This window comes from Streptomyces sp. NPDC001220 (assembly GCF_053597895.1).
Genome location: NZ_JBSFJE010000015.1, coordinates 258,811 through 283,112, shown reverse-complemented (window position 1 = coordinate 283,112; position 24,302 = coordinate 258,811). Strand labels below are relative to the sequence as shown.

Sequence of the window (24,302 nt, the reverse complement as noted above, 5' to 3'; positions counted from 1 at the left end):
CCTCCATCAACTCCACTAGCAGAGAGGGGGCACCCCTATGACAACGATGACGACGACGACCGCGGTACCGGCCGGGCCTGCCCGCCGTCGCGGGGTCGCCGTGGCCAGGGCGCGGCACACGCTGGGCCGTGTCCTGGTCACCCTCGCCCGGTCGATCGCGATCATCGTGCCCGTCTTCGTGGTCGCGACGTTCGTGACGTTCGCGCTCCGGTCGCTGAGCGGACTCAGCCCGGCGCGGATCCAGTTGGGCGAGGAGGCGACTCCCGAGGCCGTCCACCGGGTCGAGTCCCAGTGGGGGCTGGACCGGCCCTTCCTGGTCCAGTACTGGGACTGGTTCACCGGCGTCCTGCACGGGCAGCTGGGCACCAGCTGGACCAACGGCGCCGACATCTCCACCCTCATCGGCCTGGGTCTGGGAGTCAGCCTCTCCATCGCGACGTTCGCCCTGATCATCGGCGTACTCCTCGGCTTCGTCCTCGGGACGGTGGCGGCGCTGCGGCGCACCACCTGGGTGGACCGGGCGATCACCGGGTTCGTCACGGTGATCTCGGTGATGCCGGCGTTCGTCGTCGGGATCGTGCTCGTGGCGGTCTTCGCGGTCGGACTCCATGTGTTCCCCTCCGCCGGATACATCCCGGCGGCCGAGGGGTTCGGCTCGTGGCTCGCACACATCACGCTCCCGGCGATCGCGCTGAGCTTCGACGTCGTCGCCGACGTCGCCCGCCAGCTCCGCGGCAGTCTCGTCGCCGCCTGTCGCGAGAACTACGTGACGGGCGCGGTGGTACGGGGACTGAGTCCACGGCGGATCTTCCTCACCCATGTGCTGCGCAACGGCATCGGTCCCGCGCTCGCCACCCTCGGCTTGAAGTTCCCGGCCCTGGTCGGCGCCTCCGTCGTGACCGAGTGGATCTTCGGGCTGCAGGGCTTCGGCAGATTCGCCAACGACTCGGCGCAGGCCGGTGACGTACCGGCCGTGCAGGGCGTGCTGGTGGTGTCGATCGTCCTGGTCGTCCTCTTCAACCTGATCGTCAACCTGGTGCTGGCGCGTGTGACGCCCGCATCCCAGCGGGGGGTCTGACCATGGTGCGCCGCGTGCTCTCCCTCACCTCCGGCCGGATCGCCCTCGGCATCCTCGCCGTGATCGCCCTCCTGGCGATCCTCGGTCCGCTGCTCGCCCCGCAGAACCCCCTGGCCACCAGCACCGACACGCTCGCGCCGGCCTCCGGCGCCCACTGGCTCGGCACGGACTATCTCGGCCGTGACGTGTTCAGCCGGCTCCTCGACGGCTCCCGCGTCAGCGTGCTCGGCTCCCTCGAAGTCGCCCTGGTCGCCATGGTCGTGGGTGCGGTCCCCGGCATCCTGTCGGTGTATCTCGGGCGGGTCTTCGAGTGGCTGACCCTGCGGCTGGCCGACACCCTGGTCGCGCTGCCGTTCCTGCTGTTCGCGGTCGCGGTGATCGCGCTGCTCGGCAACGGCATCGGCCAGGCGATGCTCGTCACGGGAGTGCTGGTCTCCCCGCTCTTCTACCGGGTGGGCCGGGCCGCCACCCTGTCCGTCGCCCGCTCGCAGTACGTGGAGGCGGCGATCGTCTCCGGCGCCTCGACCGGCTGGATCGTCCGGCGGCACGTCTGGGTCAAGGTTCTGCCGCCGATCGCGGTCGCGCTCGCCCAGACCATCGGCACCGGCTTCGTCATCGTGTCGAGCCTGACGTTCCTCGGCATCGGCGTCCAGCCGCCCGCGCCCACCTGGGGCGGCCTGCTCGCCTCCGACCTCGGCTATCTCGACTACCAGCCGTGGGCACCGGTCGTCCCCGCCCTGCTGATCATGGTCACGGTCTGGGCCGGCAACCAGCTCGCCGACGCGATCCGCGACGTCTCCGGCGAGGCCGGCCGGGCCTACGTCAACAACCGCACGGCCCGCGCCAACCGCCCGGACGGGCAGGGCAGGCGCGGCACGTCCGATGCCGTTCCCGCCGGAGGTGCGTGATGACCACCCTGTCCCAGAGCCCCGCCCCCGCGAAGACCGGCGCGCCCGCCGGTACGGCCCCGGTGCTCGCCGTCCGTGACGTACACATCGGCGACCGGGTCGGGGACCGCGAGATCGTGCACGGGGTGAGCTTCGAACTCACCCCCGGGAAAACCGTCGGCATCGTCGGCGAGTCCGGCAGCGGCAAGACGCTCACCTGCCGGGCCACCCTGGGCATCCTGCCCCCGCACTTCGAGGTCACGGCCGGCTCGATCGAGATCACCGGCACGGACATCTCCACGCTGACGCCCCGGGAGTGGACGGAGCTGCGGGGCGCGACGATCAGCGCGGTGTTCCAGGACCCCGCTTCGTACCTCAACCCGTCGATCCGGGTGGGCGCGCAGATCGCCGAGGTCGTCCGGGTCAAGAAGCGCCTGAAGCGGCGCGGGGCCCGGCAGCGCGCGATCGAGCTGCTCCACGCCGTACAGCTGCGCGACCCGGAGCTGGTCTACGGCCAGTACCCCTACGAGTTGTCCGGCGGCATGCTCCAGCGGGTCCTGATCGCGGCCGCCATCGCCGCCGGCCCGAGGATCCTCATCGCCGACGAGGCCACGACCGCCCTCGACGTCACGGTCCAGGCCGAGATCCTCGACCTGCTCGCCGAGTTGCGCGAGCGGACCGGGCTGGCCCTGGTGGTCGTCTCCCACGACCTGGCCGTCGTGGCCCAGCTCTGCGACGAGGTCCTCGTGATGCACGAGGGCGAGGTGGTGGAGCACGGTCCGACCGCGGAGGTGCTCCACCACCCGCGGCACGCGTACACGCGGCTCCTCGTCGCCGAGCACGAGGAGTACGGCCTGGAGAAGTTCCGCGCACCCCAGGAGGCATCGTGACCACCCCGCCCGCCGTACTCGAAGTCACCGGCCTGGAGGTGCACTACGGCGCGCGCCGGCGGCGCCGCCGCGCCCTGCACGACGTCTCGCTGAGCGTGGCGCCCGGCGAGACCGTGGGGATCATCGGCGAGACCGGCTCGGGCAAGTCCACCTTCGCCCGCGCCGTGCTCGGCCTGGTGGACGCCTCGGCGGGCCGGATCGTCATCGGCGGCGAGGACGTCGGCTCGTACGGCGGGCGCCAGTGGCGGAGTCTGCGCCGGCGCGGTGTGCTCCAGTACGTCTTCCAGGACCCGCTGCGCAGCCTCGACCCGGACCTCACCATCGAGGAGTCGCTGATCGAGCCGCTGCTCGTGCAGGGGGTGCCGCGCAAGGAGGCGGCCGGCCGGGCCCGTACGTTCCTCGCCCGCGTCCGGCTCTCCGAGGAGCTGCTCGACCGGCTGCCAGGGGAGCTGTCGGGCGGTCAGCGGCAGCGGGTCGCGGTGGCCCGGGCGCTGGTCACCGAGCCGAAGCTGGTCATCCTCGACGAGCCGGTGAGCGCCCTGGACTCCGCCAACCGGGTCCAGATCCTGCAGATCCTCAAGGAACTCCGCGACTCCGGCACGGCCCTGGTCTTCATCTCGCACGACCTCGGCTCGGTCGCCGGGATCGCCGACCGGATCGCGGTCCTGTACCAGGGCGAGCTGGTCGAGACCGGCGCCGCCCGGGACGTGATCACCGATCCCCGGCACGTCTACACCCGCCTGCTCGTCAGCTCCGCGCCCACCCTGCGGACGGCCTCGGCCGACCGGGCCGAACGCGAGGCCCTGCGCAGCCTGCTGCACGCCTGAACCCCCTCGACTCCTCTCCGCTCCCGTCCTACAGAACGGACTCACCGATGTCTCGCAAGATCCACCTCGCCCTGCACCCCTACGGCGTCGGCGGCCCCGGCCAGCACGGTCTCTGGAAGGACCCGCGGGTCGCGAAGAACGCCAGCATCGACATCAACTACTACATAGCGCAGGCCCAGGCGGCCGAACACGCCCTGTTCGACGCCCTGTTCATCGTCGACAGCCAGTTCATCAACGCCACCTACCCGGCCCACTATCTCAACCGTCTCGAACCGCTCACCCTGTTGTCGGCGGTCGCCACCCACACCCGGCACATCGGCCTGGTGGGCACGGCGAGCTCGACCTACAACTCGCCGTTCAACCTGGCCCGCCGGTTCGCCTCCCTCGACCACATCAGCGGCGGCCGCGCCGGGTGGAACGTGGTGACCAGCTTCGACACCGGCACCTCCAGGAACTTCGGGCTCGACGAACACCTCGACTACACCACCCGTTACGGCCGCGCGCTGGAGTTCGTCCAGGTCGCCCGCGGCCTGTGGGACTCCTACGAGGACGACGCGTTCCCGGCGGACGTGGCACGGGGCGTCTTCCTGGACGCCGCGAAGCTGCACGAACTCAACCACGAGGGCGAGCACTTCAGGATCGCGGGTCCGCTCAACCTCTCCCGCTCGCCGCAGGGCCAGCCGGTGATCTTCCAGGCCGGCGTCTCCGAGGAGGGCCGTGACCTCGCCGCGCGGGTCGCCGAAGGCATCTACGCGCCGGGCGGCTCGCTCCAGCAGGCGCAGGAGTACTACGCCGACATCAAGAAGCGCACCGCGTCCTACGGCCGCGACCCCGAGCACATCAAGATCTTCATCCACGGCGGCCCGGTCGTCGGCCTCACCGACGAGGCGGCCCGGCTCCGGGAGCGGGAGATCTTCGAGGAGGACAACGACTTCGAGCGCAACCTCGCGCTGCTCGGCCGTTCCTTCGGCGCGTACGACTTCAGCGTGCACGACCTGGACGGCCCGTTCCCGGACGTCGCACACCTCGCCGAGAAGGGCGGCCGCACCGGAGCGGCCAAGCTCATCGAACGAGCCAGGACGGAGAGTCTGACGCTTCGCCAAGTCGCCGATCTGGTCAGCGAGTTCCGGCAGTCGCCGTTCGTCGGGGCGCCGAAGACCGTGGCCGACACCATCGAGCAGTGGTTCGACGCCGGCACCTTCGACGGCATCAACCTCGCCTTCCGCACCAACGACGACCTGGAGCTCTTCGTGGACGGCGTCGTCCCGATCCTCCAGAAGCGCGGGCTGTTCCGCACCGAGTACGAGGCCGACACCCTGCGCGGCAACCTCGGCCTGCCGATCCCGGTCAACCGGCACACCGACGAGCGCCGGCTCGTGAACGGCTGACCGGGCCCCGTGCGCAGCACTCACCCGAAGACGCGGTCCGGGCCCGACCGCGCCCACACCACGACCCGCACCCGCACCCGCACCCGCACCCGCACCCGCAGGAGCCTGAGATGACCGAGTACAGCGACCACCACGCCCCCGAGGGCCTCCTCACCCGCGGCACCGTCGTCGTGGTGCCCGGCCGGGGGGAGAGCCGTGCCACCTACGGCCGGCTCGGCAGGCGGCTCGCGGCCGACGCCTACCGCGTCCGGGTCGTGGACGGCCCCGAGATCGACGCCGGCGACCTGAACGGTTCGCTGGCCCGGTTCGGCGACGGGCTGGCCGCCGCCGTGGCGGGTACGGCGGCCGCCGGAGGCGAAGTGACCGGGCCGGTCGTGCTGGTGGCCGCCGACTCAGGTGCCGCGGCCGTCGCGGCGCTGCTCGGTCTCGGCGGCTCCCCGGCCGCCGTGCGGCCGGGGGCCGTCGTGCTGGCAGGCCTCCCGGGCCGTACCGCCGCGACCGGCGGCAGCTGGGACGACGAACTCGACGTCCGCACGTCCTGCCCGACCCACCGAGGGGTGCTCAGCAACGACCCGGGCGCGCAACGGGGCACGCTCGACGCCCCGTTGCCCGGCGCGCTGCTCGACGCGGCCTACCACGCGGATCTCGCCGTCCCCGCCCTGCTCCTCGTCGGCGACGCGGACCCGCTCGCGGACCGCGACGCCCTGGCCCGTACCGCGAAGACGCTGTCCCGCTCCCGGCTGGCGGTGGTCCGCGACGCCCACCACGACGTCCTCAACGACCTTCAGCACCGCTCGGTCGCGGCCGAGGTCGTGACCTTCCTGGAGGCACTGCGCACCGGGCTGGTGCCCGCGATCGCGGTGGAGTCCAGCGCCTGGTGACGGCCGCCGTCGCAGGTCCCTCTCCCACCCCTCCCCCTGCGTACCGAAAGGAAAGGGCATGAGCGCCCCGCTCCATCGAAGCCCGTCGTCCACGGTCACCGCCCCCGACGGCGCGGACCTCCTGCGCGACACCCTGCGCCGGCACGCCGCCGGAGTCACGGTGATCACCTTCCCGGGCCCGGTCGGCTTCACCGCCACTTCCTTCACCTCCGTCTCCCTGCGGCCGGCCCTGGTCTCGTTCTGCATCGGCCTCGAAGCGTCCAGCACCCCCGCCGCGCGCCTCGCGGACCGGTTCGCCGTCCATGTACTCGGCACCGCGAACGCCGGTCTGGCGAGGCAGTTCGCGCGCAGCGGCGTCGACCGGTTCGCGGGGGTGCGCTGGCGGGCGCAGCCGGACGGGCTGCCCGTCCTCGACGACGTCACCGGCTGGCTGTCGGCCCGCATCACCCTGCGCCAGACCATCGGTGACCACCTGCTGGTGGTCGGCGAGGTCGACTCGGGCGCGGTGGTCGAGGAGGCCACGGCCCTCGTCCACCACAACGGATCCTTCGCATCGGCGCATCCACTGGTGTGAGACCGCGGAGGAGCCGGTGGGCCGGCTCACACCACCGGATGCCGGACGGGTCGCCGCCGTCCGCGGTGGTACCCCGTAGGCTGGCGCGTGCAGCTGGTTCGCCCCGTCCGCCAGGCGGGGTGTCGCAAGAGGGAACCCGGTGGGAATCCGGGACTGCCCCGCAGCGGTGAGTGGGAACGAACGCCGTCATACGCACTGGGCCCGACGTACGGACCTGGGAAGCGACGGCCGGTAGGTGTCCTCCGTCAGGAGGGCGTGCCCGCGAGTCCGAAGACCTGCCAACTGCCCGCGCGCGAACCACTCGTGCGCGGACATCCCGGTGACCTCGAGGGCGGGTCGGCGTACACACCAGGCGGATGACCGTGCCGTGCAGGGTCGTTTCCGTCCGGTTCGTCACCCCTTCGCGCCCTCGTCCCGTCTCCGGGATCTCAGGGATTCATCTCGCGAAGGAGATCTCCGTGACAGCGAAGTCCGCGGCCGCGGCACGGGCCACCATGTACGGCTACCCCCGCCAGGGGCCGAACCGGGAACTGAAGAAGGCGATCGAGGGCTACTGGAAGGGCCGGACCGACGCCGACGCCCTCCGCGCCACCGCGGCCGGCCTGCGCCGGAGCAACTGGCGGCAGCTCGCCGGCGCCGGCGTCCACGAGGTGCCCACCGGCGACTTCTCGTACTACGACCACGTCCTGGACACCACCGTCATGGTCGGCGCGATCCCCGCCCGTCACCGGGCCGCCGTCGACGCCGACGCGCTGGACGGCTACTTCGCCATGGCCCGCGGCACCCAGGACCTGGCGCCGCTGGAGATGACCAAGTGGTTCGACACCAACTACCACTACCTGGTACCGGAGTTGGGCCCCGACACCGTCTTCACCGCCGACTCCGGCAAGCAGGTCGGCGAGCTGCAGGAGGCCCTCGCGCTCGGCCTCACCGCCCGGCCCGTGCTCGTCGGCCCGGTCACCTATCTGCTGCTCGCCAAGCCGGCCCCGGGCGTGGCCGCCGGCTTCGACCCGCTCACCCTGCTCGACCGGCTGCTCCCCGTGTACGCCGAGGTCCTCGCCGACCTGCGCGCGGCCGGCGCCGAGTGGGTGCAACTGGACGAGCCCGCCCTGGTCCAGGACCGCACCCCGGCCGAGCTGAACGCCGCCGCGCGGGTCTACCGCGACCTGGGGGCCCTGCCCGACCGCCCGAAGCTGCTGGTCGCCTCCTACTTCGACCGCCTCGGCGAGGCACTCCCGGTGCTGGCCAAGGCCCCCGTCGAGGGCCTGGCCCTGGACTTCACCGAGGCCGCCGCCGCCAACCTGGACGCGCTGGCCGCCGTCGGCGGACTGCCCGGCAAGCGGCTGGTCGCGGGTGTCGTCAACGGCCGCAACATCTGGGTCAACGACCTGGCGAGGTCCCTGTCCACCCTCGGCACCCTCCTCGGGCTCGCCGACCGGGTCGACGTCGCCGCCTCCTGCTCTCTCCTCCATGTGCCGCTCGACGCGGCGGCCGAGCGGGACATCGAGCCGCAGATCCTGCGCTGGCTCGCCTTCGCGAAGCAGAAGACCGCCGAGATCGTCACCCTCGCCAAGGGCCTGGCCCAGGGCACCGACACCATCGCCGCCGAACTCTCGGCGAACCGGGCCGACCTCGCCTCCCGCGAGAACTCGCCCATCACCCGGGACCCGGCGGTGCGCGCTCGTACCGCCGCCATCACCGACGCCGACGGCCGCCGTTCCCGGCCGTACCCCGAGCGGGCCGTCGCCCAGCGCGCCCACCTCGGGCTGCCGCTGCTGCCGACCACGACCATCGGCTCCTTCCCGCAGACCGGCGAACTGCGCACCGCCCGCGCCGACCTGCGCACGGGCCGGATCGACACGGCCGGGTACGAGGAGCGGATCCGGGCCGAGATCCGGGAGGTCATCGCCTTCCAGGAGAAGTCCGGGATCGACGTCCTGGTGCACGGCGAGCCCGAGCGCAACGACATGGTCCAGTACTTCGCCGAGCGGCTGACGGGGTACCTGGCCACCCAGCACGGCTGGGTCCAGTCGTACGGCACCCGGTACGTGCGGCCGCCGATCCTGGCCGGTGACATCTCCCGTCCCGAGCCGATGACCGTGCGCTGGACGACGTACGCCCAGTCGCTCACGGGCCGCCCGGTCAAGGGCATGCTGACCGGTCCGGTCACCATGCTCGCCTGGTCGTTCGTCCGGGACGACCAGCCGCTCGGCGACACCGCCCGGCAGGTCGCCCTCGCCCTGCGCGACGAGGTCGACGACCTGGAGGCGGCCGGGACCTCGGTGATCCAGGTGGACGAGCCGGCGCTGCGCGAGACCCTGCCGCTGCGCGCCGCCGGCCGCCCGGACTACCTGGCGTGGGCGACCGAGTCGTTCCGGCTGAGCACCGCGGGGGCGCGTCCTCGGACCCAGATCCACACGCACATGTGCTACGCCGAGTTCGGCGACGTCGTCCAGGCCATCGACGACCTCGACGCGGACGTCATCAGCCTGGAGGCGGCCCGCTCGCACATGCAGGTCGCCCGCGAACTCGCCGCGCACGGCTACCCGCGCGAGGCCGGACCCGGTGTCTACGACATCCACTCGCCGCGCGTGCCGAGCGCGGAGGAGGCCGCCGGGCTGCTCCGCACCGGCCTGGAGGCGATCCCCGCCGAACGGCTGTGGGTCAACCCAGACTGCGGCCTGAAGACCCGCGCCTGGCCCGAGACCCGGGCCGCCCTGGAGAACCTGGTCAGCGCGGCCCGCACGGTCCGTGCGGAACTGCCCGCCTCCTGACGGCAGAGAACCCGCCGGGTCGGGACCCCGCAAACGGCTCCCGACCCGGCGGATTCTGCAACGGCGACCGCGGGATGCGCGGGTGGCACCCGTTGCCGTTACCCCTTGTGCGGCTTCGGCCGGTGGGCCTTCCACCCGCAGTGCTTCACGTCGATCCGGACGACCTGGGGGTCGTGGTCGCTCGCCTGGTCGGCGAACTCGGAGTTGATGTGGACCACGTCGTAGTCGTAGCGGGTGATGGCGGGGCTGGTCAGGATGTGGTCCAGGGTCTGGCTGTTGCCGTCGTAGACGTAGCTGTAACGCTGGGACACCGGCAGGGTGTTGATGAGGTCGGTGAGGTCGTTGCCGTCGTCGGTGAGGGTCTTGACGGCGTCGGAGAACTCGAAGTCGTTCAGGTCACCGGCGGCCACGATCTCGGCCCTCGGGTCGGCGGCGAGCAGCGACTCGACGAAGGCGTTCTCCTCCTCGGCCTGGAGCCGCCGCTGCGTCTCCGAGGAACGGGTGGGCTCCTGGTAGCGGCCGTGGACCGGGTCGTCGCCGCCCTTGGAGATGAAGTGGTTGGCGATGACGAAGACCGTCCGGCCCTGGAACACGAACTCGCCGGCCAACGGCTTGCGGCTGTCCGTCCAGGCGGCACTGGCCGGGTCGATCCGGCCCGGGGAGGCGGACAGGTGGGCCTGGCCCCTGCGGTCCTCGACCACGGACACGGCGGTCGTGGAGGCGTCGCCGGAGCCCGCGCGGTCCACGAAGGAGACCCGCTTGGTGTTGAAGAGGAAGACCTGGCGGATGTTGCCGCCGGGCTCGCCGCCGTCCTTGTCGTTGACCGGGTTGACGTACCGCCAGGCGTACTTCGGGCCGCCGGCCGCCACGATCGCGGTGGTGAACTTCTTCAGGGTCGCCTCGGCGGAGACGGTGCCGTCGTCGGTGGCGCCGTTGTCGTCCTGGATCTCCTCCAGGGTGACGATGTCGGGCGAGGAGAGGTTCTTGACGACGCCCTTGGCGAGCCGGGCGAACTTGTCGTCGCTGTCGGTCGGGTCGAGGTTCTCCACGTTGTAGGTGGCGAGCGCCAGCTCGTCGTGCTTCTGCTTGCGCGTCACCTCCTGCTGGAGACCGTTGTCGACGGCCGTGCCGGTGGTCGCGGCGGAGGGGGCGAGCAGGTAGCCGCCGAAGTCGGAGTAGTCGACCGGTCCTGTGGTGGTGCCGGCCAGCTTGTCGCCGACGTTGAGGACGGGAGTCGTACCGTCCGCCGAGACGATCTCGATACGGCCGGTGTTCTGCTGGTCGTAGCCGCCGTAGAGGGTGCCGCCGCGCCGGGTGGGGTTCTCGTGCGGCTTGGCCGTCACGAACATCTCGCCGTAGGTGTTCGTCGCGCCGACCACGCGGGCGTCCGAGACCGAGGCGCGCATGCCCTCCAAGGACTCGTAGAAGTCCTGGGAGTAGACGGTCGGCTGGAGGGTCAGGCCCTCGATGCTGCCGCCGTCGGCGGTCGGCGTGTACGCGCCCGGGATGGTGGCGGCGTCGAGCACGACCGCGTCCGGGAGGGCGTTGCCGGTGGAGAGGGTGGTGGAGACCGGGCTGCCCAGCTCGGTGACCGACTGGGCGGCGGAGGCCGGGTAGTACTCCGAGACCTTGCCGCTGACCAGGACCGAGTCGCCGACCGAGACGGTGGGCGTGGCGGAGCCGGTGTAGACGAACAGGCCCTCGCTGGTGGCGGGGTCGGCGTCCGGGGTGGGGTCCTGGATCCAGTAGCCCTTGCTGCCGGTGGTGCGGACGGCGGTGACGATGCCGGGGACGCCCACCACGCTCTGGCCCTTGAGGGGCGAGATCCGGGTGGTGCCCTGGATGTCGTGGATGCGGAAGGCGCCGGGCGCGGTCGGGCCGCCGGGGCCGCCGCCGCTGCCGCCGCTCGCGGTGTCGCCCGCGCTGTTGGTCGGGGTGGGCGTACCGGCCGTGAAGTCGGCCGAGTTGTCGTCGGTGTCGGCGAGCGAGGCGGCCCGGGACAGCGAGGTGGTGTTGCTGGTCGCCGGTGCGTCGCCGCCCTCGCGGACGACTGCGGTGCCGTAGCCGAGGAGGTCCACGACCCGGGCGTCGCCGGTGCAGTCGGCGGCCGTCTTGCAGGTCAGCGCGGTGGTGCCCTTGACCAAAGCCACGGTGCCGGCGGTGGCGGACATCGCGATGCCGCCGGTCGCGTCGGCGGTCGGCAGCGCGGTCGTGCCGCCGGCGCCCGCGCCCTCGCCGACCAGGTAGGTGCCGCCGGCGGGGAGCGCGCCGGTGAGCGGGGTGACCTGCCACGGCGAGCTCGCGGAGGCGGAGGCCGGGAGGTACTGGACGCTGTAGCCGTCCAGCGGGTAGGCCGCCGTGGAGCGGTTGGCCAGCTCCACGAAGTCGTTGGTGAGGGTCGCCCCGGAGTTCCCTCCGCCGCCGTACGCCTCCGAGACGACCGCGCTCGCCGACGGGGTGGCGAACGCGGCGGGCAGCGGTGCCACGATGACGGCCGCCGTGGCCGCCGCGGCCACGAACGCGGCGCCGGCTACCCGCGATGCGCTGGGTCTGTGAATCTGCACGAGGATGACTCCTTCAACGTCCGCCGGGGAGAGGGCACATGACGTGCTGTCGACCGGTGGGATCCATGCGACCGGCTGAGGTTACGCGCGTAGAAAAGAGGCATCAAGGGGTATGCGGTTAAATCTGCGGGTCCACTCGGGCCGTGAACGCCGGTCACGGGACCGGGCCGTGCGGCCCCCGTCCTACCGCAGCAGCCCCGCCTCGCCGAACGCCCGGGGCAGGAAGCGTTCGGCCATCCGGGCGTAGCCGGCCGGGTTCGGGTGCAGGCCGTCGGGGAGGTCGGCGATGTCCTCGCGGCCGAAGAGGGTGGTGCCGTCGATGACGTGGAGGCGGTGGTCACCGGCCTTCCGGCGGCGCTCCACGTGCTCGGTCAGCAGCTCGCGGACGCGCGTCAACGTCAGTGCGCCCACAGCCAGTTCGGCGGGGCGGTCGCGGGTGTGGACCTTGCCGTCGGCGCCCGGCACCGTGGGGCCGGGCGTGGTCTCGACGGCCGGGCAGACGATGGGGCTGACGACGAGGACCGGCGTGTCCGGGTGGCCGTCGCGGACGGTGTCGAGGAAGCCGTGGAAGGCCGGCACGAAGGTGCGCTCCCGCAGGGTGTCGCCGTTCACGATGTTGATGCCCAGTTCGAGGCTGATCGCGTCGGCGGGCAGGTCGCGGATGGCCCGGGCCATGAAGGGGTCGAGGTGGCACTCGCCGCCGAGGCCGAGGTTGACGAGGGAGCGGCCCGCGCGCCGGGCGACGATCGCCGGCCAGGTGCCGGTCGGGCGGTCCGCCTCCGAGCACTGGCTGATCGAGCTGCCGTGGTGCACCCACACCGGGCCGCTCGCCGGGGCCGGGCGCACCGACGCGCCCTCCGGGACCCGTACGTCGACGAGCTGGGTCGCCCGGGCGTTGGACAGCCAGATCTCGACCCGGCGCTCCCGGGGTTCGGCGCCGGCCGTGAACCGTACGGTGGCCGGTGGGGCCGGCTCGTCGTCCAGGGCCATGGTGGCCGGGTCGACGTGGACGAGGGTCTGGTCGGAGGTGGTGACCGGGGCCCGCAGCTCGCCGTCGACGACCAGGTCGAAGACGGCGTCGGAGGGCTCGGATCCCGCCATCACGACCTGCGTGAGGCGGGCGTCCACTTCGATCTCGGTGGCGTCCGTGAGCATCTCCAGCCGTACCCCGGAGGGCATGGTGCTGACGATCTCGTAGCCGGTGCCCGCCAGTTGGGCGCGTCCGGGGCCGGGGGCCCGGTGCAGGGTGATCCCGGCCGGTCCGGGGGTCTTCTCCAGTGCTCCGACGACACAGTCGAGCGCGAGAGGGAGGATGGAACGCACGTGGCGGCTCTCCTTGGGGACGGCGTGGCAGGCTACTCCTGCCCCGGATCCCGGCCGCTGGTCAGATTTTGGCCGCCGACCTGCTCCGGAGCACGATGATCATGCCCGTTGGGGCATGTCGCGGACCGGAGCCGGCGGACCTCCTCGTCCCGGCCGTACGGAACGGCGGCGCGCACGACGGACCGCTGCCGATGCCCGCGCATCGCCGTGCTGGCAGGATGACGGCATGGAACGAGTGCTTGGAATCGGCGGACATTTCCTGCGGGCGGCGGACCCGGCGGCCCTGACCGCGTGGTACCGCGACTGTCTGGGTCTGGACATCGACGACCACGGGCTGTGGCAGCAGCAGGCCGGCCCCACGGTCTTCGCGGCCTTCGAGTCCGGGACCGACTACTTCGGCTCCCTCACCCAGCAGACCATGCTGAACTTCCGGGTCCGCGACCTGGACGCCATGCTCGCCCAGCTCCGTGCCGCGGGCGCGGACGTGGCCGGGGAGACGCAGGACATGGACGGGATCGGCCGGTTCGGCTGGGTCACCGACCCCGAGGGCAACCGCATCGAACTGTGGCAGCCCGCCTGACCGTGCCGGCCCCGTGACGCGGACCCGGCCAATGTCAGTGATGGTGGCCGTGCCGGCCCAGGGTCTGCACGGGGGTCGCGCCGGGGCGGGACCACTGCGGCACCGGGCGGCTGGTCGGGCCCCAGGTGGCGTTGCCGTCCGCGTCCGAACGCCAGGACCAGCACGGGCTGTCCCCCTTCGGCCAGCCCTCGGGGTTGTCCTCCCATGTCTCGCCGCGGCCGTAGGGCGTCATGTCGAGCAGGCCGAGGGAGCCGTTGACCCGCTCGTTGCCACGGCCCGTGGTGGAGTAGGTGAGGAAGACGCGGTCGCCGTCCCGCAGGTAGCTGGTGAGGTGACCCATGTCGCCGCCGGCCGGGCCGTCCACGTCGCGCACCGAGTACCAGGGCTGGGTGTAGCCCATGAACTCGACGTAGGGGGCCACCTCGTCCCACCGGCCCGTGGTCAGGACGGCGTACGAGACACCGCGGGCATGGAGGTAGTCGGCGTCCTTCAGGTGCCAGGCCGTGGTGGTGCAGCCCTCGCACTGCCCCTGGTGCGGCGCGCCGTCGTGCCACATGTGCTTGTAGACCACGAGCTCGTCGCGGCCCTGGAACAGGTCGAGGAAGGGGACCGGGCCGTCGGCTCCGACGACCTCGACCGTGCCGTCGAACTCCACCATCGGCAGCCGGCGGCGGGCCGCGGCGATCGCGTCGCCCTCACGGGTGTGGGCCTTCTCGCGGACCAGCAGCTCGTCCCGGGCGGCCTGCCAGGCGGCCAGGTCGACCACGGGCGGGCGCCCGGGCGGCGCGGTGGTCGGTTCGTCGGGCGTGGCGGTCATGGTGTCCTCCGTGGTGTCGGGTACCGGGCGGCACCGTCGTACGGCCGACGGCCTGCGACGGTCACCGGAACAGACTCCCGCCCCGGCCGGAACTCATCGCCGCGGGAGACTCCGGCACACCGTGGAGGGGAACGGCGGGAGCGGGTGGCCTGCCGGAGCGTTCAGCGGGCATGCGTACGGTGAGGGCCGATCGGGCGCTTCGGGCTGCGGACATCCTGGCACGGTGTTCCGGCGCGAGCGGCCGCACGGCGCCGTGATCCCGTTGCCGGACGAGGAGGTCTGCCTGTGGCCGAGTACCCGAACACCCCTGCTCCGCCGCCGACCGACGCGGCCGAAGCCGAGGAGCAGCGGATCATGGACGAGCGCAACAGGCGGCTGGCGCGTGCCGGTGTGGCCCGCGCCGAGGAGCTGTTGCTGACGTACTACCGACTCTCGTCGCGCGAGGAGACGTTCGAGCTGCTGCGCGACACCTCCCAGCGGTTCAACCTCAAGTTGCACACCCTCGCCGCCGCCGTCGTCCGGCTCCCGGTCCCCGAGGCGACGGCCCCCCGATGGGTGACGGGCCGGCCGCAGGCGGGCCCGCCCCCGCTGCCCGCCCTGTGCCCGGACGGAACCCGCCCGGAGAGCCAGGGGGCGGTCCTCGATGCCGCGCTGCGGCGCACCCTGCGCATCACGGGTACCCGGATGGGCAACGTGCAGCTGGTGGAGAACCGGCTGCTGCGCATGGTGCGGCACACCGGGCTGAACCGGCGCTTCACCGACTACTTCACCTTCGTCGACAGCGGGACCACGTCGTGCGCGCAGGCGGCCGAGGAGGCCCGGCAGGTCACCGTGAAGGACGTCCGCTCCTGCGACACCTTCGACGAGGACTCCCGGCGGACGATCCTGCAGGCCGGCAGCCGCGCCTGCCACAGTGTCCCCCTGGTCAGCCCGAAGGGCGCCGTGATCGGCATGATCTCCGCGCACCACGAGCACCCGCTGCACGAACTCGCGCCGGCCCAGCTGGCCGCTCTGGAGCAGCTCGGCGGCGAGGTGGGCCGCTGGCTGCTCTGGCACCAGAGCACCGTGGTGGTGGACGCCCTGAACCATCTCCATGTCCGGGCCGCCCGACGACACTGAGCCGACTGCTGCCCGACCCGGGCACGAGGGAGTGAGAGCATCCGTCTCATGGATGATGCGGGCGGCCGTACGGCTCGGTGGTGGGCGGCGCTGCGCCGGACCCCGGTGTCCGTCTGGAACGACGACGTCACGGACTGGGCCGCCGCGCTGACCTACTACGCGGTCCTGGCCCTGTTCCCGGTACTGCTGGTGATCCTCTCGGTCCTGGGGCTGACCATCCCCACGGCCAGACCGGAGGTCATCGACCGGATCGCGCAGGCCGCCCCGCTCGCGTCCCGTGCCCTCCTGCGGAGCACCCTGCGGCAGATGGCCGGACAGTCGTCGGCGGCCTGGACGCTGATCTTCCTGGGCGGGGCGGGAGCGCTGTGGTCGGGATCCAGCTATCTGGGCGTCTTCCGACGGGCGTTGCACGCCATGAACCGGATCAGCTCGCAGCGGCCGCTGTGGCGGACCGCGCCGCGCATCGTCACCACGGCCCTGGTCCTGATCCTGCTGCTTCTCACCTCCGTGCTGGCGTTGTTCCTCAGCGGCAGCCTGATCGGCTTCCTGAGCCGGGCGCTGGATCTCGGCACCGGACCACTGGCCGCCTGGCACGCGCTCCGCTGGCCGCTGGTGGTCGCGGTCGCCGTCGTCACGGTGCTCGTCCTGTACCACTCGGGCCCCGAGTCCTCGCGCCCCGTCGGGAAGATGGCGCCGGGCGGTGTGCTGGCCGTGGTTCTCCTGCTGGTGGTCTCGCTGGGCTGCACCGTCTACACCTCCCATGTCGGCAGCTACCACCGGCTGTACGGTTCGCTGGGCGGCGTCGTGATCTTCCTGATCTGGCTGTGGCTGTCCAACCTGGCCCTGCTGATCGGCGCCCAGTTCAACGCGGAGCTGGCGAAGAGCGCTCAGGAGGAGTGAGCCGGGCCCGCGGACCCGCTGGTGTTCCAGTCCAGGCGCAGCACGGCGAGGTCGTCGGTGTGGCGGTCCGCGTTGAGGGCGCGGGTGCGGGCGATGAGCCGGTCCAGGTGGGTGCCGGGGTCGGGCGTGCGCAGCGTGTCGATGATGCGCAGCAGGCCGTCGACTCCGAGCCGGGCGCCGGACCCGTCCGCGAAGCCCTCGATGAGTCCGTCGGTGTAGGCGATGAGCGCTCCGTCGGCGGGCAGCGCCAGCGTGGTGGCCGGCCAGTCGCCCACTCCGGGGGCGATGCCCAGCGCGATTCCGTGGGCGGCGGTGACCTGCCGGGTGCCGTCGGAAGTGACGATCAGGGGTTCGTGGTGGCCGGCCAGGTGCAGGGTGAGGGTGGCGGCCCGCGGGTCCAGGGTGATGAGGGAGCAGGTCGTGAACAGGTCGCTGCCCGCGCGTTCGGCGATGTGTATCTGTTCCAGCAGGTGCAGCAGGTGCTGGGCGCGGTGTCCGCCGAGGGTGAGCGCGCGCCAGGCGATGCGCAGGCAGACCCCGAGCGCGGCGGCGTCCGGGCCGTGCCCGCTGACGTCTCCGATGATCGCGTGGACCTGGCCGTCGTCGGTCTGGACGACGTCGAGGAAGTCACCGCCCAGCAGGGCCTGGGTCCGCCCGGGGTAGTAGCGGCTGGAGGCGGTGACGGCCGTCGAGGAGAGCAGGGGCTCGGGCAGCAGCCCGCGTTCCAGGCGGGCGTTCTCCTCGGCGCGCAGCCGCCCGATCTGGAGGGCGGCGTTGGCGAGTTCGGCCTGCTTGCGCTGGACGGCGTAGCGGACGGCGCGCTGCATCAGGTCGGGTTCGACCTTGCCCTTGACGAGATAGTCCTGGGCGCCGACGGCGAGGGAGTCGACTCCGGCGCGGGGTTCGTCCAGGCCGGTCAGGACGATGATCGCGGCGTGGGTGTCGGCCTGGATGGTCTGGATCGTCTCCACCCCGGAGGCGTCGGGCAGGTGCAGGTCGAGCAGGACGCAGTCGACGGGGCCGGCCGCGAGTGCCCGGTGCGCCTCGGCTGCGGTGTGGCACCGCGTCAGGGTGTGCGGCAGGCCGGTGTCGTGGAGCAGCTCCTCGACCAGGAGGGCGTCCCCGTCGTCGTCCTCCACCAGCAGGACGTCGTACTGCTCGGCGTACTGCTCGCCGCGGCCTGCGGATGGACCGGTCACGACTGTGTCTCTCTGTCCGGGACGGCCGCCGCGGCCGTGGGGGCGGGTAGGGCGGGGAGGGTGAACAGGACGCGGGTGCCGGGCCGGTTGTCGGGGTCGATCGAGATGGTGCCGCCGTGGAACTCCACGACCTTCTTGCACATCGCCAGGCCGATGCCGGTGCCCGGGTAGGCCTCCCGGGTGTGCAGCCGCTGGAAGATGACGAAGACCTTCTCCTGGAACTCCGGCGCGATCCCTATGCCGTTGTCCAGGACCTCGAACTCCCAGCTCCCCTCGGCCGCCGTCGCGCCGATGTGGATCCGCGGCGTCCGGTCGGGGTGGCGGAACTTGATCGCGTTGGACAGCAGGTTCTGCAGCAGCATGCCCAGCTGGGTCGCGTCCCCGAGCACGGTGGGCAGCGGGTCGTGGGTGATCTCGGCGCCGGTCTCCTCGATGCGCACGCTGAGATCGTCCATCGTCGTGCTCAGCACCTCCTCCAGGTCCACGGTCCGCTGCTCGTTGTGGACGCGGCCGACCCGGGAGAAGACCAGCAGGTCGCTGATGAGGTTCTGCATGCGGTTGGCGCCGTCGACGGCGAAGGCGATGTACTGGTCGGCCTTCTCGTCCAGCTGCCCGCCGTAGCGCCGTTGCAGGAGCTGGGTGAAGCTGGACACCTTGCGCAGCGGTTCCTGGAGGTCGTGCGAGGCGACGTAGGCGAACTGCTCCAGTTCCGTGTTGGACCGCTTCAGGTCCTCCGCCTGGTCGTCCAGCAGCCCGCGGGCCTCCTCGCTGAACCGCAGCTCCGCCACCAGGCGCAGGCGCATCGACTCCACGTCGGAGGCGAGCCGTCGCAGGTCCGCGGGGCCGGTGCCGTCGAGAGAGCGGTCGAACCGGCCCTGCGCCACGTCACGGGCGGCGGAGCCGAGCCTGCTGAGCGGGCCGGTGACACCGCGTCGCAGGCCTTCGAAGACGAGTCCGGCCACCAGGGCGATGACACCCGCGATGACGGCGAACATCCAGTTCCGCAGGGATTCGGCCTGCCGCAGCTGACGGGTGGCCGCCGCCCGTTCCTGTTCCAGGTGGGCCTGCTGCCGTGTCATCGCGCGCCGCAGGGAGTCGAACGCCGTCTTGCCCTCGTCGGCCCGTGCCGTGCTGATCTTCGCGGCCTGTGCGGGGGAGGCCGCCGAGACGGGCCGGGCGATGCGCTCCTGCCAGGTCCCGGCGAGCTGCTCGACCTCGGCCAGGTCGGCGCGCGCCCGGCCGTCGTCGCTGAGCAGCGGCCGCAGCCGCCTGAACGCGGCCTGCTCGGCGGCCACGCCCTGCGCATAGGGCTGCAGGAAGTCCCGTCGGCCGGACAGACCGTAGCCGCGGATGCCGGTCTCCTGGTTGACCAGCGCCTCCTCGACCCGTATCGACTCGATCAGGGCGGGGGACCGACGGTCCACCAGCCCGGCCGTGATCTGCGAGGTCCGCCACATGGCCCAGCCACCCAGCGACCCCAGTACCGCCAGGACGACCAGGGTGCCGGCCACGCCCACCCGCAGCCAGCGCCGGGTCGTCCAGCCCGCGAACGCGCCCACGGCGCCTGACGGCTTGCTTGTCATAGCGGTGGGCTGCTCCCTCGGCCGGCCGTCCTGGCCGCGCCTGGGCGCGCGGCAAGCACACTGTACCCGGGGCCCGACAACGCATGTTGTCCCTACCTGGATCAACGCCCTAGGGTGATGCCATGCCCGCTCCCTCTCCCCCTCCCGGTCTCCCGAGTGGGGATACGGACGTGCTGGTGACCCAGGTGGTGGACGAACTCACCCGGCTGCTCACGCAGGCGACCGCCGGCCCCCCGGCGGACCCCGTCGACACCGCGGGCGAGGCCCGCTGGCATGCTCTGCTGCGGTTGCGGGTACTCGCCCGTGTCAAGCAGACCGTCAGACACCTGGAGGACCAGGCCGCCCACTCCGCCGCCGAGAGCGGCGCCGGCTACCCGGAGATCGGCCGGGCCGTGAGCATGAGCCGCCAAGGAGCTCGGCGCCGCTGGCCCGGGCTGATCACCAACAACACCGACCACTCGACCCGCCCCACACCCCGGAGCTCCTGAATCATGGCTGCCGCCGCAATCCGCCCGTACGACGTGCTGCTGGTCGAGGACGACGTCGCCGACGCGATGCTCATCCAGGACGCCCTCACCGAGCGCGGTACGCGCAATCTCACCAAGGTCTCCGACGGCATCGAGGCCCTCGACTACCTGCGCGACCCGGACAACGAGCGCCCCGACCTCATCGTGCTCGACCTCAACATGCCCCGGATGAACGGGCGCGAGTTCCTCGCCGTGGTGAAGGAGGACCCGGATCTGCGGACCATCCCGGTCGTCGTACTGACCACGTCCGTCGCACCGGACGACGTCAACGGCGCGTACCAGCACCACGCGAACGCCTATGTCACCAAGCCCGTCAACCTGGCGGAGTTCGAGACGGCGGTGCGCAGCATCGACGCCTTCTACCTCGACATCGCCGTCAAGCCCCCCAAGGCGTAGCGGCGGCATCCGGTCGGGGAACGCGGGCCCGCGCACGGCGCCGGACCCCGGGTGAGCGGAGCAGGGTGACCACGGCCGTTCTTACGGAGTCGTGACGTGCGGGCGCGGACGCGTGGTCCGGTGCCCGCGCGGGCCTAGCGTGGCCGCATGCGTGTACTGGTCACCGGCGGTGCCGGGTTCATCGGGTCCCATGTCGTCGAGGCGCTGACGGCGCACGGGCACGAGGCGGTCGTGTTCGACGTGCGCGACGATCCGGGCGCCGACGTACGTAACCCGGCGGCGGTCGGGCGGGCGCTCACGGGCGTGGACGCGGTCTGCCACCAGGCCGCCATGGTCGGGCTGGGCGTGGGGTTCGGGGACGCGGCGGAGTACGTCTCCCGCAATGATCTCGGTACGGCCGTGCTGCTGGCCGCGATGGCCGAGGCGGGGGTACGGCACCTCGTACTGGCCGGGTCGATGGTCGTGTACGGGGAAGGCCGGTACGAGTGTCCGCGCCACGGCGTGGTACGGCCCGGACCGCGCGCGGTCGCCGACCTGGAGGCCGGGCGGTTCGAGCCGACGTGCCCGGTGTGCGGGGCCGACCTGGCTCCGGGGCTGGTCGCCGAGGACGCGCCGGCCGATCCGCGCAACGTGTACGCCACGACCAAGCTGGCCCAGGAGCACCTGGCCGCCGCCTGGGCCCGGTCGACGGGCGGGACGGCGGTGTCGCTGCGCTACCACAACGTGTACGGGCCCCGGATGCCCCGGGACACCCCCTACGCCGGTGTGGCCTCCTTCTTCCGTTCCGCGCTCGCCCGGGGGGAGGCACCGCGGGTGTTCGAGGACGGGCGGCAGCGCCGGGACTTCGTGCACGTCCGGGACGTGGCCGCCGCCAACGCGGTGGCTCTGGAGGCGCGGCCGGAGCCGGGTGCGCTGACCGCGTACAACACCGGCAGCGGCGAGCCGCACACCGTCGGCGAGATGGCCCGCGCGCTGGCCGAGGCCCACGGCGGGCCCATGCCGGTGGTCACCGGGGAGTTCCGGCTCGGGGACGTACGGCACATCACCGCCGACTCCTCGCGGCTGCGGGCCGACCTGGGCTGGAAGGCCGAGGTCGGGTTCGCGGAGGGGATGCGGGAGTTCGCGAGGGGCGCATAGCCCCCGATGGACCGGTGGTGCTGCCCACGATCAGGAAGCGGCGGTGGGCAGCACCACCTCGAAGCAGCAGCCGCCGGGGATGTTGCGCACGGTGGCCCGCCCCTGGTGGGCCTCGACGATCCCGCGCACGATGGCGAGACCGAGTCCCGCTCCGGCAGGGGGCGTGCGAGCGTGGCTGCCGCGCCAGCCGGTGTCGAAGACGCGCGGCAGGTCCTCCTCGGGGATGCCGCCGCAGCCGTCCGTGACGGACAGCACGACTCCCTCGGGACCGCGCTCGGCGGCGACCGCGACCGTGCCGTCGGGCGGCGTCCGGCGGATGGCGTTCACCAGCAGATTGCCCAGCACCCGGCTCATCTCCCTGCCGTCCACCTCGACGGGCACCGGCTCCACCCGGTCGCCGACCAGCCGTACGCCCTGCTCGCGCGCCAGCGGGTCGGCGCCCGCGAGGGCGTCGCCGACGAGGTCGTACAGCGACATCCGGCTCGGGCTCAGCGCGAGTGTCCCGGCGTGGATGCGGGAGAGTTCGAAGAGGTCGCCGACCATGTCGTTGAGGCGCTCCACCTCGGTGCGGATCTGCTTCAGATAGCGGTCCGGGTCGGTGGCGACCCCGTCCTCCAGCGCCTCCGACATGGCGCGCAGCCCGGCCAGCGGGGTGCGCAGGTCGTGCGAGATCCAGGCGACCAGCTCCCGGCGCGAGGTCTCCAACGCGCGTTCCCGCTCCCGGGACTCGGCGAGCCTGGCGCTGGTGGCCGCCAATTCGCGGCTCACCTCGGCCAGTTCCGCGGTGGCCGGGACCGCGGGCGCGGCGAAGTCGCCGTCCTCGCCGAACGAGCGGGCGGCGAGGGCGAGTTCACGGCTGCGGGCGCCGACCCAGCGGCCCAGTATCAGTGCGCTGACGAGCGAGACCACGGCCGCCATCGCGACCACCGTCGTCACCACCGACAGGTCGTGCGAGGAGAGGAACATCGCCCAGGCGACGGCCAGGGTGCCGGCGAGCATCGCGACCACGCCGACGGCGGCGACCACGGCGATGGACGCGGTGAGCGAACGGCGCCGGAGCAGGCGCAGCGCGGCCGCTCCGGCGAGCCCGGTGAGGGCGGCGCCGGCCAGGGCGTACAGGGCGATCAGCAGGGTGTCGCGCATGTCAGCCCACCTCCTGCTCGGCGGCCTCGGGGTCGAAGCGGTAGCCGACGCCCCACACCGTCTGGATCAGGCGCGGGCGGGCCGGGTCGTCCTCGACCTTGGCGCGCAGCCTGCGGACATGGACGGTCACGGTGGACAGGTCGCCGAAGTCCCAGCCCCACACCTCGCGCATCAGGTCCTCCCTGCCGAACGCCCGTCCCGGGTGCCGCAGGAAGAACGCGAGGAGGTCGAACTCGCGCAGTGTGAGGGCGAGTTCGACGCCGTTCCGGGTGGCGCGGCGGGCGCCCGGATCGAGGGTGACTCCGGCGGTGGAGAAGGACTGCGCGGCGGCCGGGGGGCGGGCGCGGCGCAGCACCGACTCGACCCGCAGGACCAGTTCGCGGGGGCTGAAGGGCTTGGTGACGTAGTCGTCGGCACCGACCTCCAGGCCCAGGATCCGGTCGTCCTCGTCGCCGCGCGCGGTGAGCATGATGACCGGGACGGGGGCGTGGCCGCGCAACCGCCGGCAGACCTCCAGGCCGTCCATGCCGGGCAGCATCAGGTCGAGCACCACCAGGTCCGGCCAGTGGGCGGTGGCCCGGGTCAGGGCGGTGGGGCCGTCCTCGGCGTGGTCGACCAGGTACCCGGCACGGTCGAGATACCCGGTGACGACCTCGGCGACGGTCGGATCGTCGTCGACGACCAGGACCCGGGTGGCGGCGGGGGCGGCCCGGCCCTCGGTGATCTCGTACGGCTGCTGCATGCCTCCACCCTCGCACCGGGCCGTCGCGGCTGTCGCACCCGAGGGCGGGGACGGGGCTCGACGTCCGTGTTTCGTAAGAAACCGGGGAGCTGGGCCGCCGGTTCCGACGTCCGCGTTTCGTAAGGAGGCGACGCCCGTTATGTCTGGTTCGCGTTCGTAGGGTGACACCGTGACCACCTCACCAACCTCCTCGACGACGGACGTGGACGTCGTCCTCCCCTGCCTGAACGAGGCCGAGGCCCTGCCCTGGGTGCTCGGCCGGATCCCGGCGGGCTGGCGGGCCCTCGTCGTGGACAACGGCTCCACGGACGGCTCGGCGGACATCGCCCGGGCGCTCGGTGCGACCGTCGTCCACGAGGCGCGGCGCGGCTTCGGCGCGGCGTGCCATGCGGGGCTGACCGCCGCGACCGCCGGCATCGTCTGTTTTTGCGACTGTGACGCCTCGCTGGATCCGGGGCTCCTCGTGCCGTTCGTACGGGAAGTCCGCGACGGCGAGGCGGACTTGGTGCTCGGCCGACGGCGGCCGCAGGGCCGGGGGGCCTGGCCGGCGCATGCCCGGGCCGGGAACCTGGCGCTGGCGCGGATGCTGCGGCGCCGTACCGGGCTGCGGCTGCACGACCTCGGTCCGCTGCGGGCGGCGCGGCGCGAACCGCTGCTGGCGCTGTCGCTCGACGACCGGCGCAGTGGCTATCCGCTGCAGATGGTGGTGCGGGCGGCCGACGCCGGCTGGCGGATCACCGAACGCGATGTGGCGTACCTGCCGCGTACCGGCGTCTCGAAGGTCACCGGAACCTGGCGCGGCACGGCGCAGGCGGTGCGGGACATGAGCCGGGTGCTGAAGGAGCCGCCGCGAGTGCGGGCCGGTGGGGGCTGAGCGCGCAGTTCCTCGCGCCCCTCACGGGGCGTAGTCGGCGGCACCCGGCCGGCGCCGGTAAGTGACACCCCCGCCCCCACCCACCCGCACCAGCCAAGG

At 72.6% G+C, this 24,302-nt stretch carries 22 protein-coding genes and 1 riboswitch; of the genes, 15 read left to right on the top strand and 7 right to left on the bottom strand.

The window, feature by feature from the left end; translation table 11 throughout:
• The first annotated feature begins 46 nt into the window (after window positions 1–46).
• From ACWDGI_RS32810 to metE, 8 genes are all read left to right on the top strand, one after another.
• Window positions 47–1,078, top strand: coding sequence for an ABC transporter permease (locus tag ACWDGI_RS32810; protein WP_450765349.1), 1,032 nt, complete (start codon window positions 47–49; stop codon window positions 1,076–1,078).
• Window positions 1,079–1,080: 2 nt separating this feature from the next.
• The gene (locus tag ACWDGI_RS32805) at window positions 1,081–1,986 is read left to right on the top strand and encodes an ABC transporter permease (RefSeq protein ID WP_450765289.1); all 906 of its coding nucleotides are present in this window, start codon (window positions 1,081–1,083) and stop codon (window positions 1,984–1,986) included.
• On the top strand, window positions 1,986–2,855 hold the full coding sequence (locus tag ACWDGI_RS32800) for an ABC transporter ATP-binding protein (protein ID WP_450765287.1): 870 nt from the start codon (window positions 1,986–1,988) through the stop codon (window positions 2,853–2,855). Before ACWDGI_RS32805 ends, ACWDGI_RS32800 begins: the two co-directional genes overlap by 1 nt.
• Window positions 2,852–3,682, top strand: a complete 831-nt coding sequence (locus ACWDGI_RS32795) for an ABC transporter ATP-binding protein (RefSeq protein ID WP_450765285.1) — start codon at window positions 2,852–2,854, stop codon at window positions 3,680–3,682. The genes ACWDGI_RS32800 and ACWDGI_RS32795 overlap by 4 nt, the downstream gene beginning before the upstream one ends.
• A 47-nt stretch (window positions 3,683–3,729) precedes the next feature.
• The gene (locus tag ACWDGI_RS32790; RefSeq protein WP_450765283.1) at window positions 3,730–5,070 is read left to right on the top strand and encodes an LLM class flavin-dependent oxidoreductase; all 1,341 of its coding nucleotides are present in this window, start codon (window positions 3,730–3,732) and stop codon (window positions 5,068–5,070) included.
• A 110-nt stretch (window positions 5,071–5,180) separates the two neighbouring features.
• On the top strand, window positions 5,181–5,951 hold the full coding sequence (locus ACWDGI_RS32785) for an alpha/beta hydrolase (protein ID WP_450765281.1): 771 nt from the start codon (window positions 5,181–5,183) through the stop codon (window positions 5,949–5,951).
• A 58-nt stretch (window positions 5,952–6,009) separates the two neighbouring features.
• Entirely contained in the window at window positions 6,010–6,525 is a 516-nt protein-coding gene (locus ACWDGI_RS32780; protein ID WP_450765279.1) for a flavin reductase family protein, read from the top strand.
• A 77-nt stretch (window positions 6,526–6,602) separates the two neighbouring features.
• A riboswitch (cobalamin riboswitch) is annotated at window positions 6,603–6,822 on the top strand.
• A 161-nt stretch (window positions 6,823–6,983) separates the two neighbouring features.
• Window positions 6,984–9,299 carry a 5-methyltetrahydropteroyltriglutamate--homocysteine S-methyltransferase gene (gene metE, locus ACWDGI_RS32775; RefSeq protein ID WP_450765277.1) on the top strand — a complete coding sequence of 772 codons (2,316 nt, stop codon included), beginning with the start codon at window positions 6,984–6,986 and terminating at the stop codon, window positions 9,297–9,299.
• A 98-nt stretch (window positions 9,300–9,397) separates the two neighbouring features.
• Here metE and ACWDGI_RS32770 read toward each other — a convergent pair whose 3' ends face one another.
• On the bottom strand, window positions 9,398–11,863 hold the full coding sequence (locus ACWDGI_RS32770; RefSeq protein WP_450765275.1) for an endonuclease/exonuclease/phosphatase family protein: 2,466 nt from the start codon (window positions 11,861–11,863) through the stop codon (window positions 9,398–9,400).
• 183 nt (window positions 11,864–12,046) lie between these two features.
• Window positions 12,047–13,186, bottom strand: a complete 1,140-nt coding sequence (locus tag ACWDGI_RS32765) for an SGNH/GDSL hydrolase family protein (protein ID WP_450765273.1) — start codon at window positions 13,184–13,186, stop codon at window positions 12,047–12,049.
• Window positions 13,187–13,412: 226 nt separating this feature from the next.
• Here ACWDGI_RS32765 and ACWDGI_RS32760 point away from each other — a divergent pair, with 226 nt between their 5' ends.
• The gene (locus ACWDGI_RS32760) at window positions 13,413–13,766 is read left to right on the top strand and encodes a VOC family protein (protein ID WP_450765271.1); all 354 of its coding nucleotides are present in this window, start codon (window positions 13,413–13,415) and stop codon (window positions 13,764–13,766) included.
• A gap of 34 nt (window positions 13,767–13,800) precedes the next feature.
• Here the strand turns inward: ACWDGI_RS32760 and ACWDGI_RS32755 are convergent, their stop codons facing one another.
• Window positions 13,801–14,583 carry a DUF899 family protein gene (locus ACWDGI_RS32755; protein WP_450765269.1) on the bottom strand — a complete coding sequence of 261 codons (783 nt, stop codon included), beginning with the start codon at window positions 14,581–14,583 and terminating at the stop codon, window positions 13,801–13,803.
• 285 nt (window positions 14,584–14,868) lie between these two features.
• Here ACWDGI_RS32755 and ACWDGI_RS32750 point away from each other — a divergent pair, with 285 nt between their 5' ends.
• The gene (locus ACWDGI_RS32750; protein ID WP_450765267.1) at window positions 14,869–15,702 is read left to right on the top strand and encodes a GAF and ANTAR domain-containing protein; all 834 of its coding nucleotides are present in this window, start codon (window positions 14,869–14,871) and stop codon (window positions 15,700–15,702) included.
• A gap of 48 nt (window positions 15,703–15,750) precedes the next feature.
• Window positions 15,751–16,602: a YihY/virulence factor BrkB family protein gene (locus ACWDGI_RS32745; protein WP_450765265.1), complete on the top strand. Its 852-nt coding sequence runs from the start codon at window positions 15,751–15,753 to the stop codon at window positions 16,600–16,602.
• Here the strand turns inward: ACWDGI_RS32745 and ACWDGI_RS32740 are convergent.
• Both ACWDGI_RS32740 and ACWDGI_RS32735 read right to left on the bottom strand, forming a co-directional pair.
• Window positions 16,590–17,801 (bottom strand): PP2C family protein-serine/threonine phosphatase, encoded by a 1,212-nt coding sequence (locus ACWDGI_RS32740; protein WP_450765263.1) that lies wholly within the window; start codon window positions 17,799–17,801, stop codon window positions 16,590–16,592. The two genes, ACWDGI_RS32745 and ACWDGI_RS32740, sit on opposite strands and share 13 nt — an antisense overlap.
• Entirely contained in the window at window positions 17,798–19,384 is a 1,587-nt protein-coding gene (locus tag ACWDGI_RS32735; protein ID WP_450765261.1) for a sensor histidine kinase, read from the bottom strand. The genes ACWDGI_RS32740 and ACWDGI_RS32735 overlap by 4 nt, the downstream gene beginning before the upstream one ends.
• 170 nt (window positions 19,385–19,554) lie before the next feature.
• Between ACWDGI_RS32735 and ACWDGI_RS32730 the strand changes: the two genes are divergently transcribed.
• The 3 genes from ACWDGI_RS32730 to ACWDGI_RS32720 all read left to right on the top strand — a co-directional run bounded on the left by ACWDGI_RS32730 (window position 19,555) and on the right by ACWDGI_RS32720 (window position 21,444).
• Complete coding sequence (locus ACWDGI_RS32730; RefSeq protein ID WP_450765259.1) at window positions 19,555–19,872, top strand: hypothetical protein; 318 nt, start codon at window positions 19,555–19,557, stop codon at window positions 19,870–19,872.
• A 3-nt stretch (window positions 19,873–19,875) separates the two neighbouring features.
• Window positions 19,876–20,307: a response regulator gene (locus tag ACWDGI_RS32725; protein WP_450765257.1), complete on the top strand. Its 432-nt coding sequence runs from the start codon at window positions 19,876–19,878 to the stop codon at window positions 20,305–20,307.
• A gap of 147 nt (window positions 20,308–20,454) precedes the next feature.
• Window positions 20,455–21,444, top strand: coding sequence for an NAD-dependent epimerase/dehydratase family protein (locus ACWDGI_RS32720; RefSeq protein WP_450765255.1), 990 nt, complete (start codon window positions 20,455–20,457; stop codon window positions 21,442–21,444).
• Between the two features lie 30 nt (window positions 21,445–21,474).
• Here the strand turns inward: ACWDGI_RS32720 and ACWDGI_RS32715 are convergent, their stop codons facing one another.
• Both ACWDGI_RS32715 and ACWDGI_RS32710 read right to left on the bottom strand, forming a co-directional pair.
• Window positions 21,475–22,587 carry a sensor histidine kinase gene (locus ACWDGI_RS32715; RefSeq protein ID WP_450765253.1) on the bottom strand — a complete coding sequence of 371 codons (1,113 nt, stop codon included), beginning with the start codon at window positions 22,585–22,587 and terminating at the stop codon, window positions 21,475–21,477.
• Window position 22,588: 1 nt separating this feature from the next.
• Entirely contained in the window at window positions 22,589–23,329 is a 741-nt protein-coding gene (locus tag ACWDGI_RS32710) for a response regulator transcription factor (RefSeq protein WP_450765251.1), read from the bottom strand.
• A 169-nt stretch (window positions 23,330–23,498) separates the two neighbouring features.
• Here ACWDGI_RS32710 and ACWDGI_RS32705 point away from each other — a divergent pair, with 169 nt between their 5' ends.
• A complete protein-coding gene (locus ACWDGI_RS32705; protein WP_450765249.1) occupies window positions 23,499–24,203 on the top strand; it encodes a glycosyltransferase family 2 protein in 705 nt (234 codons plus the stop codon).
• The last annotated feature ends 99 nt before the right edge of the window (window positions 24,204–24,302 follow it).

Coding starts and splice junctions, on each gene's coding strand:
- ACWDGI_RS32810 (WP_450765349.1), top strand. CDS start 47: ATGACGACGACGACCGCGGTACCGGCCGGGCCTGCCCGCCGTCGCGGG.
- ACWDGI_RS32805 (WP_450765289.1), top strand. CDS start 1,081: ATGGTGCGCCGCGTGCTCTCCCTCACCTCCGGCCGGATCGCCCTCGGC.
- ACWDGI_RS32800 (WP_450765287.1), top strand. CDS start 1,986: ATGACCACCCTGTCCCAGAGCCCCGCCCCCGCGAAGACCGGCGCGCCC.
- ACWDGI_RS32790 (WP_450765283.1), top strand. CDS start 3,730: ATGTCTCGCAAGATCCACCTCGCCCTGCACCCCTACGGCGTCGGCGGC.
- ACWDGI_RS32785 (WP_450765281.1), top strand. CDS start 5,181: ATGACCGAGTACAGCGACCACCACGCCCCCGAGGGCCTCCTCACCCGC.
- ACWDGI_RS32780 (WP_450765279.1), top strand. CDS start 6,010: ATGAGCGCCCCGCTCCATCGAAGCCCGTCGTCCACGGTCACCGCCCCC.
- ACWDGI_RS32760 (WP_450765271.1), top strand. CDS start 13,413: ATGGAACGAGTGCTTGGAATCGGCGGACATTTCCTGCGGGCGGCGGAC.
- ACWDGI_RS32755 (WP_450765269.1), bottom strand. CDS start 14,583: ATGACCGCCACGCCCGACGAACCGACCACCGCGCCGCCCGGGCGCCCG.
- ACWDGI_RS32745 (WP_450765265.1), top strand. CDS start 15,751: ATGGATGATGCGGGCGGCCGTACGGCTCGGTGGTGGGCGGCGCTGCGC.
- ACWDGI_RS32735 (WP_450765261.1), bottom strand. CDS start 19,384: ATGACAAGCAAGCCGTCAGGCGCCGTGGGCGCGTTCGCGGGCTGGACG.
- ACWDGI_RS32725 (WP_450765257.1), top strand. CDS start 19,876: ATGGCTGCCGCCGCAATCCGCCCGTACGACGTGCTGCTGGTCGAGGAC.
- ACWDGI_RS32720 (WP_450765255.1), top strand. CDS start 20,455: ATGCGTGTACTGGTCACCGGCGGTGCCGGGTTCATCGGGTCCCATGTC.
- ACWDGI_RS32715 (WP_450765253.1), bottom strand. CDS start 22,587: ATGCGCGACACCCTGCTGATCGCCCTGTACGCCCTGGCCGGCGCCGCC.
- ACWDGI_RS32710 (WP_450765251.1), bottom strand. CDS start 23,329: ATGCAGCAGCCGTACGAGATCACCGAGGGCCGGGCCGCCCCCGCCGCC.